Origin of the sequence: Peribacillus psychrosaccharolyticus ATCC 23296 (genome assembly GCF_000305495.1) — a bacterium.
Lineage (GTDB): Bacteria > Bacillota > Bacilli > Bacillales > DSM-1321 > Peribacillus > Peribacillus psychrosaccharolyticus.
The window spans coordinates 1-16,824 of the sequence record NZ_AJTN02000254.1; the positions used below are offsets into that span (position 1 = coordinate 1).

The window sequence follows — 16,824 nt, forward strand, 5'->3', positions numbered from 1 at the left end:
ATCCATCCACTTTATACTGTAGGGAAGAATGTTTGGGAGTTCAGGCAGAATGGTTGGCCGTTGGGGGAGAATCTTTCCTCGATAGGGACAAATCTTTCCAAGTTACGGCCGAATGTGTCTTCGCATTGAGCTCTTTCCATTCAATTTAAGAAGCCTTCTGCCAAAAGAATCACTGACTTCAGCATTTTTTTTCAAACCTTCCTTAATGCAAAAGAAAAAGGGGCTGTCTCATAAGTCCTTTTTCAAGTAAAATAACGCAAAATAGAAGAGGCAGAAATGTTGTTAAAACAACATTTCTGCCTCTCTCTTTTTATTCAATTTTGGCTTTATTACCCCTTTTGGGACAGCCCCTACATTACCCGACTTGGTCGGTTTCTTTGGTTTGGTTTTCTGTGAAGAGCAGTCCTAGTTCGTGGTGTTCGCCTTCAAAGAGGGCACGCTGGACATAGCGGATTTGTTGATTGTTGCCGACTACTTCCAGTTTACAGTGGGCTCGGTTTTTCTGTAATGCTTTGTAGAATTCACGTTCGTCTGTGACATGAATGCCATTGATTTTCGTGACAATTTCGCCAAGTTCAAGGCCCATTTTTTGAGCAGGCGTATCTGGAATGACACCTAGAATACGAACGCCGAGCTTACTTCTTGAAAAGTAGATAGGCAAATTCCGATCGCTTCTTTTTCTTAAGTAATAAATGCATTCCCGGCCGATTAAACCAATTGCGACCGATATGATTGACATGTATGGATACCAGTACCCTCCAATTGCAACAGCTAAGACCACTGTTCCGAGAAGAATAACCTGTCTTCCACTCGCTTTAATTGCCGTTTCTGGAAGCATCCCTTGTACTTTTTGTGAAAAACCAATTAAGAAGGGAATGACAATTGGCGTGATTGACTGACCGTCAAGTGAGAAAACGGGGAACCAGTCAAATGGAGCCGGTAAATCACCGCCAGGAATGAAGACAAATAATGGAAGCATCCAGATTCGTCTCGATGAATATCTGCCAACAGTCTGTCCTCGCTTCGAGATAACTAGTCCCGGAGACGGTTTTTTTATCGCTTTCCTTGCGATTAAGAAGCCTTCTGCAAACAACAAGAGACCTAGCAAAATCGCTACAGTCGGATAAACTGGAGTATCGATGTCCCGAAAATATTCACCAAAGAACGGCCACTCTATCTCTCCCCCATATGTATAGAGAATAACTAATAGGAAAAAGCTGATACTGACACTATATGCTGGTGAAAGGAATCTCATCTTCAGCGTCAAGGCCAGCAGTATGCTTACTGCACCAATTATAACAAGAACTGCGGGCGGAATAACAAGGCCTGTACCTAGTGTGAACAGCGAAAGGATGAGCCCCCAAAGAATTCCCTGCGGTAAAAGCTGCCGTAATTCCGTACTTTTGCGATAGATGCGAATATTAAAATCACGACGCTCTCGTTGAACACGGAGGACTCCGATTGCTAGAGCGATAATAATGGATACATACAATAACGGATGTATAAAAAGAATTCCTATTCCTCTTAAGCATTCAATCAGCCATTCCTCAGTCACGATACATCACCATCTTTCTTCTATCTTCTTTCTTATATACTGAAAATATACTATTCTCTATTCTATCAAAGATTACATCCTGGTGCCTAGCATGTACCAAAAAAAGAGCCCAGCTATATGGGCTCCACTTCGCTTATTCTCTTGAGACAATCTTTAATGCGGTCCGCAGCTGAACATCGTTCTGTTTGTCACGAATTTTTTCTGTAATCGAATCCGTAAGCTCCTCTGCTGTTTGAGTATCCAGCTCACCAGTCACTTTTAACCCTTTATGTCGTTGGAAAGCTTTAAGCGCTGTTTCTGTTTTTGAACTAAAATACCCGTCCGTTCGACCCGGCACAAAGCCGATTGCTTTTAGCATTTCTTGAGCATGCTTAATTTTTTCATCATTCATATCACGTTCGAAAGGTTTGTCTACTTCTAACTGGTGTGCAGTAAAATACGCTGGTTGGTGGACTTCAATATTCGGTGCAATTCCCACTTTGTGAATCCAGTTTCCATTTGGTGTCAGCCATTTAAATAGCGAAATCTTTATATTGCTGCCGTCACCCATAGGAACAGCCTGTTGAACGGTCCCTTTACCAAAAGTACGTTCACCAATTATTTTGTAACCGCCTGCTTCTTGTAATGCCCCCGCCAATATTTCCGAGGCAGACGCACTGCCATTATCGGTTAGGACAACTATTGGGTAGTTCTTTCTTTGCTTGAGCTCAGTGGAAAACGTTTGTACCTTTCCTGTTCGTTCAGCAATTTGTAAAATCGGTTTATCCTTCGGAATGAGTACCCCTAGAATGTTTTCGACACTCTTCAATAATCCCCCTGGATTTCCCCGGACATCAATAATGAGACCTTCGATGCCTTTATTCTCGAGATCCTTCAACTGTCTTTTAAAATCTGTCGCTGTTTTCTCTGAGAATAGCGTTATATCAATATAACCAATCTGTTCATCATTACTCTCTAGAGTGGATGAAAAAACGGTATCAACGGGGATTTCTTCACGTGTAATATTCAGTGTGATTGGTCGGACTGCTCCTTGTCGCTTAATCTCGAGACTAACGGAAGTCCCTTTTTTTCCACGAATTTTCAGTCTTGCCTCTTCTAGATTCAAGCCCTCGATGCTCTCACCATTTATTTTTAATAACTGATCTCTTGGCTTTAAGCCGGCTTTTTCAGAGGGTGAATCTTTATATGGCGCAACGATGATGATTTTATTATCTTCTACTCCGATTTCCGTTCCGATGCCTTCAAAAGTGGAATCAAGTGATTCGCTGAATTGATTAGCTGTTTGCTTATCCATATAAACGGAGTATGGATCCTTAAGTGTTGCCAGCATTCCTTGAATTGCGCCTTCAACGAGCTGCGTGCTGCCTACCTTTTCCACATATTGATTTTTAATGAGCTGGTAGGCTGCTTCTACTTTAATCCATTCTTGATTTGCCACACCTTCTTTCGTTTCCTGTTTTAATGGTTCATCAGCGGTCATCTCCGTATAATAGGCTCCGCCAAGTGCCCCGAGCAATAGTGATAATACAATTGCGAGTGGTAGAATCCATTTTTTACCCATAGTGGTCTCCTTTGTTTGCATTGTGTCTTTCACTATATGAATAGCTTGTACGATATATGCATTCTTAGAGCACCTAAAAAAACCAGCTTGTCCAAATATGGACAAGCTGGTTTTTTCTCTTTCTATAAGGGTATAGATTACATAGAAACGTAGTTTAAAGGATTAACAGCATTTGTTTTTGATACATTCCATGCACCTTTGTGCAGTTCAAAATGTAAATGTTGTCCGAAGGAATGTCCTGTATTACCCATGATTCCGATTTGTTGTCCTTTTGCAACAACTTGTCCAGAACCAACGTTACGCGAACTCAAATGTGCATACACTGTTGTATATGTTTGACCGCCAATTGAGTGGGATACCATGATACAGTTACCATATGAACTAGATAGATATGAACGGATAACAACACCGTCTGCTGCTGCTACTACTGGAACCGTTCCTGATTGAGCAATATCAATACCCGCATGGAACTTATTCCAACGTGAACCGATTTGTGATGTTACTCTACCTGCACTTGGACGAGTAAATTGTCCTGATGAAACAGGTGGTGCTGATGTTACAGCTGGTGTATTTGAAGATGATGATCCTGAGCTGCTTTTAGCGCTCGCTGCACTTTGTTTCGCTGCTGCAGCTGCTGCTTCTGCTGCACGTTTCTTCTCTTCTGCTGCTGCTTTTTTCCTTGCAGCTTCTAATTCAGCTAGACGATTTTTCTCAAGGTTAATGGCTTCTTTCATTGCACTTGCTTGAGCAGCCAGATTTTCTTCTTCTTCTTTAAGGTTCATTTTCAGTTCATGGGCGTCGTCCTCTTTTTCTTCGAGCTGAGCCATTAACTTATCTTTCTGACCCTTTTGAGCAGTTAACTGACTCTTCATGTTTTCAAGCTCTGCCCGCATTGATTCAAGATTATTTAATTTCGTTTCAACTGATTTCTGTTTATCTTCAAGGTCCTTCTTATCAATTTCGTGCTGCTTTAAGATTTCTTGATCGGCTTCAACGATAGTCGTTACAGCTCCAACGCGGCCAATGAAGTCACTAAAGCTAGATGATCCAAGCAGTACTTCTAAATAGCTGACATTCCCGCCAGACTCCTGAAGCGATACCGCACGTTCTTTCAGTAATTCGTTACGCTTTGCAATTCTATCTTTTAAAACGATAATTTCAGCCTTAAGAGCTTCAATTTCTTCTTTTGTTTCTTCAATTTGTATGCCTTTTTCAGCAATTTTCTGAGTTGAATCGTTAATAGCTAATTCAAGTCTATGTATTTGTTGTTCAACCGTTTCTTGTTGATTCTGTAATTTGTTGATGTCTTGGTCCGCTCTATTAATATCTAATTTTACCCCTGATTGTTGTTCCTCAATCTTCTTTGTCTTTTCTTGCATTTCTTTAATCGATTCGGCATCTGCATGCTGGATGGTAAACATACTCCCCAACCCCAGTGTGATTGCCGTGCTAAGTGCTATCATTTTCTTATTCAATTTCCTGTTCCCCTTTCTTCCCGTCAGACTATCCAATGGCTCGTCACTTTTTGTCGCAGCTTGTTGGCTTCTCTGTAGTGGTACATAAAAAGAGAAGGAGCTGGGCCATTGCAGGCTCAGCTATTCTATATGTTTATATTTTTAAGAACTTTCTAACTGACATCAAGCTTCCCCAAACCCCAATCAGTCCTCCTAAAATAATTAGAATCGCAGATATTTGATAAACAAATGGGCTTACCGGAAGGAAATCAACAAATTTAATTGAAATCAACGGTGTTAAATAATTATATAAGTAAGAATAGGATGCTGCGATTAATGCAATCGGGATGATTGATCCGAGAACACCCAGCCATAATCCTTCTAAGAAGAACGGCCAGCGGATAAACGAATTCGTTGCTCCCACTAATCTCATAATCTCTATTTCTCGTTTTCTTGCCATGATAGTAATTTTAATGGTATTTGAGATTAAGAACATGGCTGTAAATAATAAGCCAATAATTAAGACAATCCCAATATTACGTGCCGTTTCAACAACGTTAAATAGTTTTTCAACATATCCCTCGCCGTAAACAACGTCTTGTACATAATGATATTCCTTAACGCTCTTAGCTACAGGAATAACATCCTCTGGCACTTTTGTTTTTAGGATGAATGCATTTCGCAGTGGATTATCCTGTTCGAATAATTTAAAGGCGTCACCGTCATCACCAAGGTCTTTAATTAACTGAGTTAATTCTTCTTCCTTAGGAGAATAACTTACCTTTTCAACTTCCTTCAGTTGAGTCAGTTGCTGTTCAAGCAGCTCTCGATCATCTTCACTTGCTGCTGGATCGAGATAAACCTTTACTTCTACATCTTTTTCAACATTACTGGCTATATGATTTAAATTCATCATTATGACAAAAAACACACCGACAAGAAGAAGCGTTACAGTCACGGCACTAACGGATGCGAATGTCATCCAGCCGTTACGGGAAAGATTCTTCCCACTCTCACGCAGATGTCGGTTAAACGTTCTAATTTTCATATCCGTATTCACCTCGTTGCTCGTCACGAACGATTTGTCCGTCTTCAATAGCAATAACTCTATGCGGCATATTATTTACAATATCCCGATTATGAGTGGCCATGACGACAGTCGTTCCATTCTTGTTGATTTGTTCGAAGATATTCATAATTTCCCATGATGTTTCTGGATCTAGGTTTCCTGTCGGTTCATCAGCAATCACGATTTTCGGTGAATTGACAATCGAACGCGCAATTGAAATCCTTTGCTGCTCTCCTCCAGAAAGCTCTGATGGCAGCATTCTTACTTTATGTTTTAGTCCAACGAGTTCGAGGACTTCCATTACACGTTTCTTAATTTGTGCGGGTGTACTTTCGATAACCTCCATCGCAAATGCTACATTTTCATAAACAGATAATGTTTGCAGCAATTTGTAATCTTGGAACACGACCCCGATATTTCTGCGAAACAATGGAACTTTTGTATTCCTCAGTTTTGGTAAACTTACACCATTTACGATAATATTTCCTGATGTCGGACGTTCTTCTCGATACATCATTTTGATGAATGTCGATTTCCCGGCACCACTTGTTCCTACTACATAAACGAATTCACCCGGTTTAATTTTTACATTAATTCCACCAATGGCACTTACACCATTAGGATAAGTTTTCTTTACATCAATCATTTCTATCATATATATATACCACCTAATCAGCTCTTAAATTTATTCATGTTGAATAGTAAGTCATGCTGTCATTAAAAGCTCGTAAATATACTTTAGCCGCTGTGAAACCCAAAAAAATAAACAGGTTTGCCCTGTTTTTAGGTTCTAAAACATTATATCATCAATTTTCGTCAAAATAAGCATTTATATATTACAGTTTCATTTCATTTAGATGAAACGGATCGAAAAATCCATAAACAAAAAGACCTATTTTTTGGAAGAAATTTCAATTTATTTTTAGGTATTTTTACTTAATTTTTGTCCTTGAATTTTTTTTGGTGGAAAGTAATTCCTGAGTAGTCTTTACCGTGAATAGACTATGTGATATGCACTTTAAACCCCTATTTTTTAGTAAAAGTCTTTTTAAACGATAGGAAATACGACTTAGCTTAAGGTAAATAAAGGATTCAGTTAATTGTTTCAGCCAAGTAAAGTTGCAACCATGTTCATGCCACATTTTGTGTAAAAAAATGGGATGAAAACAAAAAAAGCCCTGCTTATGATTTACAGGGCCTTGGTTCTTATTTTTTATCGGCGAGCCAAGCCGCAACATTGGCAGCGTCTTCGCCTTTTAGAACTTCTGATGGCATGATTCCTTTTCCTTCAGCAATAATGGTTTCAATGTCTTCTTTTGAAAGTTTTGATCCGACATTACTTAGTTTGGGGCCAGCTGCACCTTCAAGATTGTTGCCATGACAGCCCGCGCAGCTTCTTTCATAAAGCTTTTCTTCAGCGCTGGCTGTTTGGGTTGAATCTCCTTCAGGTTCTTTGCTTTCGTCTCCGCCGCCGCATGCAGTCAGCATAAGAGTTGTACCAAGTAAGAGTCCTAGCATTTTTTTATTCATGTAATTGCCTCCTCTGTAAGTTCCTTAGGAATATTATAACAGATTAAGCTGGTTTAAATCCTTCACCCAGAACTTCAGAAGCATCCATTACGACGACAAAAGCCTTTGGATCCACGGTTTTAATCAATTGTTTCAATTTAGTGAATTCGGACTGATCGACTACGCACATTAATAACGGGCGAGCATCATCTGTATACCCTCCCGTGCCTGTTAGACGCGTCACACCTCGATCGATTTCATTGATAATCGCATCACGTACTTCGACTTCGTTATTCGTAATAATCATGACCGTTTTAGAACGATTGATACCAACTTGAATTAAATCAATCGTTTTGCTTGTAACATATAATCCAATTAACGCATAGAGTCCTTGCTCAATATCAAACACGATTGCAGCCCATAATACAATTAAGCCGTCAATCATTGCAACACATGTTCCTAATGAAAAATGGGTGTATTTGTGGATAATTTGAGCAGCAAGATCCGTGCCCCCCGTTGAGGCCTTCCCGCGAAAGACAATACCAAGTCCGAGTCCAACCATGATTCCCCCGCAAATCGCCCCTAAAAGCGCATCCTCTGTCCAAGGTTCCCAATCTTTCGTTAGAAACACGATAAAAGGAAGAAACAGGGTTCCGACAAGTGATTTCGCTCCAAAATGCATCCCGAGGAAAATTAACCCCGCGATGAATAAGGGGATATTAAAAGCCCATTGTACAAATGCCGGCTCCCAGTGCAAGGTTGCATCAGTAATCGTACTAATTCCGCTTACGCCGCCAGAAGCAATTCGATTGGGAAGTAGAAATACATTAAATCCAATCGCAATAATCGCCGATCCCATCAAAACTAACCCATATTCAATCAGCTTTTCCAACATAGGATGCTTTGGTCCTCGATACCTTCTATTCATTATCTTCTCTCCTCTATGACAGGACTACGTAAGTCCGTACTTCCTTTGATAGCCGAAAGTAGTATAGCATTCCAAAACTCGCTAGTAAATGGCATCCGGATAAAGCGGTAAAGGAACAAAGGCAGCTTAACGAAAAAACTGGCAGGGAAAATCCCCTGCCAGTCATAAAACTTATAATTTTGAGCGAAGATAAGCATCGATAAACTGATCGATGTCACCGTCCATAACACCCTGGACATTACCAGATTCGGTGCTGGTACGATGATCTTTAACCATTGAGTACGGGTGGAATACGTACGAACGGATTTGGCTTCCCCAGCCATTTTCCTTTTGTTCACCGCGGATCTCATCAAGATCTGCTTGTTGCTGCTCAATCTCACGCTGATACAGTTTTGCTTTCAACATGTTCATAGCTTGAGCCCGGTTTTTGATTTGAGAACGTTCCGATTGGCATGTAACGACAACACCTGTAGGAACATGCGTAATCCGGACAGCCGAGTCAGTCGTGTTAATATGCTGTCCGCCGGCACCTGTTGCACGGTACGTATCAATTCTTAAATCTTCCGTACGGATCTCAATATTAATGGTGTCATCAAACTCTGGCATAACTTCACATGAAACAAACGAAGTATGACGGCGGCCAGATGAATCAAACGGTGAAATCCGAACAAGACGATGAACACCTTTTTCTGCTTTTAAATAGCCATATGCATTATGACCTTTGAACAGAAGCGTTACACTTTTAATTCCCGCTTCATCTCCAGGCAGATAATCCAGTGTTTCAACTTTAAAGCCGCGCTTTTCGCCCCATCTTGTATACATACGAAGCAACATTGAGCCCCAGTCCTGTGACTCTGTTCCGCCTGCTCCAGGATGAAGTTCAAGGATTGCATTTTTGCTGTCATATTCTTCACTTAACAACAGCTGCAATTCAAAGTCATTCATCTTCTTCGAAAGAACCATGATTTCTTCTTCTAATTCAGCTTGAAGCTCTTCATCACTTTCTTCTTTCACCAATTCGAATGTTAAATCAAGATTTTCATAGGAATCATTTAGTTCAGCTAACTCACCAACTGTTTCTTTCAACGCATTCGTTTCATTAATGACAGTTTGCGCTGCTTGTTGATCATTCCAAAAATCTGGATGAGTCATCTCGTTTTCTAATTCAGCAATACGGGCTTCCTTCTCTTCTAAGTCAAAGAGACCCCCTAAAGTCCGTTAGTCGCCTAGCGGTTTTTTCAAGTTCGTTTCTGATATCTGCTAATTCCATATTTCTCACCTCATAATAGTTTAAAAAGACAATTAAATAACACGTTCTTTGATCGATTCTTCCTCTGTAACTATAAGCCAAAGACAGGCTGATAAGCAACTGCCACATTGATGCAAAACAAAAGAGGCAACGCATAAATGTGATTTGGCTGCCTCTTCTGCCTCAAAACTGGACTTTAGTTTCCTCTGTTTATTCCAATTTACCGTGACAGTTTTTATATTTTTTTCCGCTCCCGCATGGGCATAAGGCATTACGTCCGACATCCGCCTTTTTTCGAGCCGGTTTTTTCTTAACCGCTTCTCCATCTTCCTTCGGATTAACCGCTTCTCCCTTAATGACTTCTTGGCGTTCGAGGTTATTACGGATTTCTGCTTTCATAATGTATTTCGCTACATCATCTTCAATCGCTGTAATCATTGCCTCAAACATTGCAAAGCCTTCTTGCTGGTATTCACGAAGCGGATCAATTTGGCCATAGGCACGAAGATGAATTCCTTGGCGTAATTGCTCCATCGCATCGATATGATCCATCCATTTGCTGTCTACCGCACGGAGGACGATTACTTTTTCGAATTCACGCATTTGTTCAGCTGATAATTGCTCTTCTTTTTCATTATATTTCTGAAGAACTTTATCTATCAGGAAGGCAGAAATTTCTTCGGCATCCTTGTCTTCAAGATCAGCCGCTGTTACTTCGCCTTCATCAAACAGATTTCCTTGTGCATAATCAGCGATAGACTGCAGATTCACTTCTGATTCTTCTTCAGTAGTTTGCGTTAATACTGCCACTGAACGCTGAATAGACGAAGTAAGCATCGTTTCAACGATGGATCGAAGGTTTTCACTATCAAGCACGTCAAAGCGTTGTTTATAAATAATTTCCCGCTGTTGGCGAAGAACATCATCATATTGAAGCAATTGTTTACGCGCATCAAAGTTATTTCCTTCGACACGTTTTTGAGCTGATTCTACTGCTTTTGATACCATTCTGCTTTGAATTGGCTCGTTATCATCCATACCTAAACGAGTCATCATCGCTTTCATGTTATCAGAACCAAAACGGCGCATCAGCTCATCTTCCATGGATAAGTAGAATTGTGTCATACCCGGATCACCTTGACGTCCAGCACGTCCACGAAGCTGATTATCAATCCGTCGGCTTTCATGACGTTCCGTACCAATAACGGCCAGACCGCCTGCATCAATGACACCGTCACCCAGCTTGATATCGGTACCACGACCAGCCATGTTTGTCGCAATGGTAACCGCCCCTAATTGGCCGGCGTTGGCGATGATTTCTGCCTCACGCTCATGGTTTTTCGCATTTAACACATTATGCATGATTCCTTTTTTCGTTAAATAGTTCGAAATGATTTCTGATGTCTCAATGGCCACTGTACCGACCAGCATTGGCTGCCCTTTAGCGTGGCGTTCCGCAATTTCTTCAACAACAGCGCGGAATTTCCCATCCATTGATGCATAGATTAAATCAGCCCGGTCATCCCTGATAATTTCTTGATTTGTCGGGATGCTGATGACATTCATATTATAGATATTACGAAACTCTTCTTCTTCCGTTTTAGCTGTCCCCGTCATCCCCGACAGCTTATCGTACATCCGGAAATAGTTTTGGAAGGTAATCGTTGCAAGCGTCATGCTCTCATTTTGTATCTCGAGACCTTCCTTCGCTTCAATGGCCTGATGAAGACCATCACTATAACGACGTCCTTTCATTAAACGACCTGTAAATTGGTCAACAATAATGATTTCGCCCTCTTGGACAACATAATCAACATCCAAATGCATCGTCGCATGTGCCTTTAACGCTTGATTGATATGGTGGTTAAGCACGACATTTGTGATTTCAAATAAGTTATCAATATTAAACGCAGATTCAGCACGGTTCATTCCTTCTTCTGTGAGCTGAACGCCTTTTGTTTTTTCATCATACGTATAATGAGTTTCTTTCGTCAGGGTACGTACAAAAGCATTTGCTTGAATATAAAGTTGAGCAGACTTTTGAGCAGACCCAGAAATAATCAGCGGAGTTCGTGCTTCATCAATTAAAATCGAATCGACTTCATCGATTACGGCATAATGAAGCGGACGCTGTGTCATCTGTTCTTTATAAAGGACCATGTTATCACGCAAGTAATCAAATCCAAGCTCATTATTCGTACTATAGGTAATGTCTGCTTGATAGGCTTCTTGTTTTTCTTCTTTAGAAAGACCATTTGTATTCAATCCAACCGTTAATCCAAGAAATTCAAAGAGCTCTCCCATTTCTTCCGCATCACGGCTAGCTAAGTATTCGTTGACCGTCACGACATGGACACCTTTGCCAGTTAGGGCATTCAGATACACTGGCATGGTTGATGTCAACGTTTTACCTTCACCGGTTTTCATTTCAGCAATATTTCCTTCATGAAGGGCAATCCCCCCCATGAGCTGTACGCGGAACGGAAACATCCCGAGTGCTCGCTTTGCTCCTTCACGAACTACAGCGAAAGCTTCTACCAAAAGATCATCGACACTTTCTCCTTTTTGGTAGCGTTCTTTAAATTCTTCTGTTCTTGCACGAAGCTGTTCATCCGATAAAGCCGCTGTCTGATCGGCAAGTGCTTCAATTTGATCTGCCTTTTTCTCTAGACGTTTCACATCGCGTTTATTCGGATCAAACACTTTATTTAATATATTCAGCATTCAGTAAGTCTCCTCTTTAGAAAGATAATCGACCTTATCTATAAGTGAACAGAAAATAGGACTTCTGCTTATTATCACGTAAATCACTCTGGTATCCCCTTAATATTACCACTTTACGTTTTTAGGTACAACTTCATCTATCTAAGAAAACTATGGATTTACACCCAGATGAACTGGTAGAATGAAAATAAAGAAAAATGGAAAGTCTTCCATATAAATAGAAAGATGTAGGATGTGATGATTGTGATAGGAGAACGAGTAAAAAAATACCGGCAGCAAAAGCGTATGTCAATGACAGAAGTAGCCGATAAAGCAGGCGTTGCTAAATCCTACTTAAGTTCAATTGAACGCAATTTGCAATCGAATCCTTCCATTCAATTTCTTGAAAAGATTTCTGCCGTATTAGATATTCCAGTAGACTCTCTCTTACATGATGAGCCGAACAAGGATAACTTAGATACTGAATGGATGTCGATAGTCCAGCAAGCAATGGCATCAGGTGTATCCAAGGAGCAGTTCAAAGAATACCTTGAGTTTCAAAAATGGAAAGCAACACAAGAAGAAAAACCTGATCATGAAGGATGAAATAAAAAATCCCTTAAGCAAGCCGATTTTTAACTAAAATCAGTTTGCTTAAGGGGTTTCTTCATTATAAGGCGCATGTTTTTTCATCTTTCCCTTGCTTGTCCTTTTTTTTGCCTGTAAGAAGTCTTTAATTTCCTGTTGTTTGAGTCCCAGCTGCCTCGCTTGCAGAATTAATTCTACCCATTCTTGATCGAGCTCTGCTTGAACCAATCCAATCCCTCCTAAAATACCGACCGTATTTCAGGCAGCCCGGCCATCTTAGCGTAGATACCTTAGACCCGAAACTTTGCGTCCTTACTTTTCAATAAGTTTGCCTTTTTCTGCCAAACATTTCCTTTGCCGTCCATTCATTATAAAGGATGATTTCCAAAATGGTTGTTGTTTTTTGTCGGATAAACTGGTAAAAAATAACTATTTTTTTACATTATTCTGATTTCTCTCTATTCCCACTTTACCATACTGGTAAACATTACCTATAACTTTTGTGTGCTGAAGAACTTTAATGGTACTTTATAAGTGTATTATTTGGGTACCTCTGGGTATTTTGCGTTCTCATTATTTGAGTCATTTTATCTGGATGATGTACCTTTTGTTTAGTTAAATCCTCACCGCAGACAGGACAAAGCCATTGTCCCTCTTTTGAACTGCTGAACGAAGGTCTGTTACAGCTATAACAGTTTTTACGAAACATGGCCCATCTCCCCTTTTGTACTCGTTAACGATAATTCGTTCTTATTTAAGAACAATTACATTGAGTATAAGGGAACCCTTTCTTCATTAAAACTCTCGGAATTGGCTATTTTCTATACATAACATGCGATATTCTATTGTTTTTACAAATTTTCTCTTTTTTACATAGGATTTTGTATTTTTTTGAGAACAAAGTGTTCTTAATAGAGTATAATTATAATAGAGAGGAGGAAAGATGATTACATGATAGGGAAAAAAATAAAAGCCCTTCGTATGCAGAAAGGGTACTCGCTAACAAAGATGGCTGAAGAAACCGATATTTCGAAGTCTTATTTGAGTTACATTGAACGAGGGATTCAGCAAAACCCTTCCATCAAGGTTTTAAGTAAAATTTCAGCTTTACTGAATGTTTCATTAGAAGAGCTCATGTCACCTCCGCCTCAAGCTCCTAATATACTTGATGATGAATGGTATGATCTATTTGCTGAGGCCATCCAAACAGGGGTGACAAAAGAAGACTTCCGTTACTATTTAAGTTTTATCCGTTTTAAAAAAGAGTTCCCTAGACAGAAAAAAAAGTAAACAGCGATTTCAAGGGGTCGGCTTTGTACACTTACAATAGAAAAAAAGCCCCTGAATCGTATGCCAGGAAGTCCTGGCATGACTCAGCGGCTTTCCTTATGAAAGGAATAGTCCACCATATAACAGTGCAGCTGCAATTACATAAGCGGGATGTACCTTCCATCGATTCATCAGTAAATAACTGATGATGCCTATTACCAGCATCTGCAGAATTCCGATGCTCTCATAGGAAGAAAAAAAGAAGTCATAGGCCATTACTCCAAGCAGGACAGCAATTACGGGTCTAACGACAACCGTTAATCGTTTCACCTTTGGCGAGCCCTTATGTTTGGTCAGTAGACTTAGGAGACCAATCATTAAGAGCAGCGATGGTGCCACCGCAGCGAAGACACCCACGACTGCTCCTAGAATACCAGCCTGCTCAAAACCAATATAACCCGCCATCTTGGTAGCAATCGGACCAGGCAATGCATTTCCTAGAGCAAGTACTTCACTAAATTCATGGAGCGACAACCATTCATACCGATCCACTACTTCTTTTTCGATCAAGGGAATCGATGCCGGACCGCCTCCATAACCTAATATTCCCGAGATAAAGAAAGCCCAGAATATTTGCAAATAAATCATGTTTCTTTCCCCCGATCCTTAGCATCCCGCTTAAGCAGCGCTCCGATTAGCAGAGCGAAGATTAAAATCGCAGGATGAACCTGGAGAACTTCCATTAACACTAAGCCGGCTATAATAAAAACAATCGTCCAAATCCATCCTAAGCTGGATTTGGATGATTTTTTGATAAAATCGATGGTCATCGTCAGAAGCATAACCCCAACCACCGGTACGACGGCTGTTGACATGCCCTTTACCCAGCCTTGGTCACGAAAGGCATTAAGACTCGCCAGCAGGACAATCATCATAATGATGGTCGGAACAATTGTCGCAAGCACACCGTTCACCATGCCCCATATGCCGCCAACACGGAACCCTATGTATCCAGCTAACTTCGTTGCAATTGGACCAGGCAGCGCATTACCGAGTGCGAGGATGTCACTGAATTCATCCGCATCCATCCATTTGTATGTATCCACCACTTCTTTTTGCACAAGTGGGATGGCAGCAGGTCCGCCGCCGAAACCCAGCATGCCTACTCTAAAAAATGCCATAAAGATTTGTTTCTGTTCCATTGCTCTCACCTTTTTTTCTCATATTCATTACCAGGCTGCAACCATTCCGTCCGTACGTGGTTCCGTTCCACCCTGCAGAACACCTGTTACGTGATCACGCCAAATAATCTGCCCTCTGCCAAATGTCCCTGAATGAAGGGATATTTCAATATTGTGTCCTCTTTCGCGTAAGTTCTCCACGGTATCAAGTGGGAAATTAGGTTCGACCTGGATGGTCTTTCCACCTATCCATTGCCAGCGTGGTGCATCTAGAGCAGCTTGAGGATGTAACTGGAAGTCGATCGTATTCATGACTACCTGCATATGTCCCTGTGGCTGCATATAGCCACCCATGACACCAAATGGGCCGACTGCTTCACCATCTTTCGTTAAGAAACCTGGGATGATGGTGTGAAAGGATTTTTTCCCTGGCTTTAATGCATTTATATGCTCCGGATCCAATGAAAAGTCATACCCGCGATTTTGCAGAGCAATCCCCGTACCTGGTACAACGATACCTGAACCGAATCCCATATAATTGCTTTGGATAAAGGATACCATATTTCCTTCATTATCTGCCGTTGCTAAATAAACCGTTCCACCCTTAGGAAGATCATAGGGCTGAGGAAGCAATGCTTCTTCGCCGATTTCCTGGCGGCGCGTTTCGCCATATTCCGGAGATAGCAGCTGTTCAACACTGATCGTCATATCATCTGGGTCAGTAATATAGGCCTTGCCATCCGTATAGGCAAGCTTCATCGCTTCAATTTGCTTATGATAGGTGTCCACTGCCTCTTTCTCTAGAAAAACGAAAACCTTTAACAATATTTAAGGCAGAAAGAGTTACAATTCCTTGACCATTCGGGGGAATTTCCCACACATCGTACCCCCGGTAGTTTACAGAAATCGGTTCCACCCATTGAGGACGATAACTATTTAAATCATCCAGAGAAAGAAATCCCTGATTTTTTATTGAAAAATCAGATATCTTTTCAGCTAACTCTCCATGATAAAAGCTTTCGCCATTCGATTCAGCAAGTTTTCTTAACGTATCCGCATGATGAGGTGACCGCCAGATTTCTCCTGCTTTTGGTGCACGACCATTTGGAGCAAATGTCGTAAACCACGCTTCATATTCTTTCGTTATCAGTTCTTTTTTATAGCGCTTAAAAGCTGCGTTCCAGCTTGCAGCAAGAACCGGTGAGACTGGATACCCTTCTTCTGCATATTGAATGGCAGGCCGCAAAACTTCTGAAAGAGATAATTTACCAAACCTTTCTGAAAGCTCTGCCCATGCTGCGGGTGCCCCAGGGACTGTAACAGGAATCATCCCATGAGCCGGCATGTTTTCAAATCCTCGTTCTTTCACGGCTTCAATCGAAATGGACTGTGGAGAAGGGCCGCTGGCATTCAAGCCGTACAGCTTGTCCTTCATCCATACAAGTGCAAAGGCATCTCCGCCTATTCCATTAGACGTCGGTTCAACCACGGTTAATGCTGCCGCTGCAGCAATCGCTGCATCCACAGCATTTCCGCCTTTCTTCAATATATCTAATCCTGCTTGTGCTGCGAGCGGCTGAGAAGTGGCCACCATCCCTTTTCTCCCAAAAATGGTTTGTCGAGTCGAAGGATATGGATTATACTGATAATCAAACTCCATCTTGTCACCCTCTTTATTAATTTTTTATACAAAATTAGGTATTTACTATTTTTATTAAAATAAGGTAAATAAAGGTTAAGCAACCTTTTGTAGCTAAT

The 16,824-nt window shown here is 40.9% G+C and carries 15 protein-coding genes, 1 pseudogene and 1 riboswitch; of the genes and pseudogenes, 2 read left to right on the top strand and 14 right to left on the bottom strand.

Features of this window, described 5'->3' with window-relative positions:
- Positions 1–355 precede the first annotated feature (355 nt).
- From WYK_RS21175 to secA, 9 genes are all read right to left on the bottom strand, one after another.
- The gene (locus tag WYK_RS21175) at positions 356–1,555 is read right to left on the bottom strand and encodes a PDZ domain-containing protein (RefSeq protein WP_040376424.1); all 1,200 of its coding nucleotides are present in this window, start codon (positions 1,553–1,555) and stop codon (positions 356–358) included.
- Between the two features lie 133 nt (positions 1,556–1,688).
- A complete protein-coding gene (locus WYK_RS21180) occupies positions 1,689–3,116 on the bottom strand; it encodes a S41 family peptidase (protein WP_040376425.1) in 1,428 nt (475 codons plus the stop codon).
- Between the two features lie 137 nt (positions 3,117–3,253).
- Positions 3,254–4,591, bottom strand: a complete 1,338-nt coding sequence (locus WYK_RS21185) for a murein hydrolase activator EnvC family protein (protein ID WP_051387819.1) — start codon at positions 4,589–4,591, stop codon at positions 3,254–3,256.
- A gap of 133 nt (positions 4,592–4,724) precedes the next feature.
- Positions 4,725–5,618, bottom strand: coding sequence for a permease-like cell division protein FtsX (gene ftsX / locus WYK_RS21190; protein ID WP_040376426.1), 894 nt, complete (start codon positions 5,616–5,618; stop codon positions 4,725–4,727).
- The gene (gene ftsE / locus WYK_RS21195) at positions 5,608–6,294 is read right to left on the bottom strand and encodes a cell division ATP-binding protein FtsE (protein WP_040376427.1); all 687 of its coding nucleotides are present in this window, start codon (positions 6,292–6,294) and stop codon (positions 5,608–5,610) included. Before ftsE ends, ftsX begins: the two co-directional genes overlap by 11 nt.
- 551 nt (positions 6,295–6,845) lie before the next feature.
- Positions 6,846–7,169, bottom strand: a complete 324-nt coding sequence (gene cccB / locus WYK_RS21200) for a cytochrome c551 (RefSeq protein ID WP_040376428.1) — start codon at positions 7,167–7,169, stop codon at positions 6,846–6,848.
- A 43-nt stretch (positions 7,170–7,212) separates the two neighbouring features.
- Complete coding sequence (locus WYK_RS21205; RefSeq protein WP_040376429.1) at positions 7,213–8,076, bottom strand: YitT family protein; 864 nt, start codon at positions 8,074–8,076, stop codon at positions 7,213–7,215.
- A 171-nt stretch (positions 8,077–8,247) separates the two neighbouring features.
- Positions 8,248–9,346, bottom strand: a protein-coding gene (prfB, locus tag WYK_RS21210; protein ID WP_152526528.1) for a peptide chain release factor 2 whose coding sequence is annotated in 2 segments (ribosomal slippage) — positions 8,248–9,273 and positions 9,275–9,346 — 1,098 coding nt in all. Because the reading frame shifts where the segments join, the coding sequence is not laid out codon by codon here.
- Between the two features lie 189 nt (positions 9,347–9,535).
- Positions 9,536–12,049 carry a preprotein translocase subunit SecA gene (gene secA, locus WYK_RS21215; RefSeq protein WP_040376431.1) on the bottom strand — a complete coding sequence of 838 codons (2,514 nt, stop codon included), beginning with the start codon at positions 12,047–12,049 and terminating at the stop codon, positions 9,536–9,538.
- Positions 12,050–12,292: 243 nt separating this feature from the next.
- On the opposite strand from secA, the gene WYK_RS21220 reads away from it, so the two are divergent.
- The gene (locus tag WYK_RS21220) at positions 12,293–12,634 is read left to right on the top strand and encodes a helix-turn-helix domain-containing protein (protein ID WP_040376432.1); all 342 of its coding nucleotides are present in this window, start codon (positions 12,293–12,295) and stop codon (positions 12,632–12,634) included.
- A gap of 48 nt (positions 12,635–12,682) precedes the next feature.
- Here the strand turns inward: WYK_RS21220 and WYK_RS24280 are convergent, their stop codons facing one another.
- Positions 12,683–12,844 carry an anti-repressor SinI family protein gene (locus WYK_RS24280; protein ID WP_235782579.1) on the bottom strand — a complete coding sequence of 54 codons (162 nt, stop codon included), beginning with the start codon at positions 12,842–12,844 and terminating at the stop codon, positions 12,683–12,685.
- A 30-nt stretch (positions 12,845–12,874) separates the two neighbouring features.
- Positions 12,875–12,959: riboswitch (cyclic di-GMP riboswitch) on the bottom strand.
- Positions 12,960–13,133: 174 nt separating this feature from the next.
- Positions 13,134–13,325, bottom strand: a complete 192-nt coding sequence (locus WYK_RS26430) for a hypothetical protein (protein WP_407951437.1) — start codon at positions 13,323–13,325, stop codon at positions 13,134–13,136.
- A gap of 242 nt (positions 13,326–13,567) precedes the next feature.
- Between WYK_RS26430 and WYK_RS21225 the strand changes: the two genes are divergently transcribed.
- The gene (locus WYK_RS21225; protein ID WP_040376433.1) at positions 13,568–13,906 is read left to right on the top strand and encodes a helix-turn-helix domain-containing protein; all 339 of its coding nucleotides are present in this window, start codon (positions 13,568–13,570) and stop codon (positions 13,904–13,906) included.
- Between the two features lie 96 nt (positions 13,907–14,002).
- On the opposite strand, the gene WYK_RS21230 is transcribed toward WYK_RS21225, so the two are convergent.
- The 3 genes and pseudogenes from WYK_RS21230 to ggt all read right to left on the bottom strand — a co-directional run bounded on the left by WYK_RS21230 (position 14,003) and on the right by ggt (position 16,726).
- Positions 14,003–14,533: a chromate transporter gene (locus tag WYK_RS21230; RefSeq protein WP_040376434.1), complete on the bottom strand. Its 531-nt coding sequence runs from the start codon at positions 14,531–14,533 to the stop codon at positions 14,003–14,005.
- Positions 14,530–15,087 carry a chromate transporter gene (locus WYK_RS21235; protein ID WP_040376435.1) on the bottom strand — a complete coding sequence of 186 codons (558 nt, stop codon included), beginning with the start codon at positions 15,085–15,087 and terminating at the stop codon, positions 14,530–14,532. Before WYK_RS21235 ends, WYK_RS21230 begins: the two co-directional genes overlap by 4 nt.
- A 27-nt stretch (positions 15,088–15,114) precedes the next feature.
- Positions 15,115–16,726 (bottom strand): annotated as a pseudogene (gene ggt, locus WYK_RS21240) (gamma-glutamyltransferase).
- Positions 16,727–16,824 lie beyond the last annotated feature (98 nt).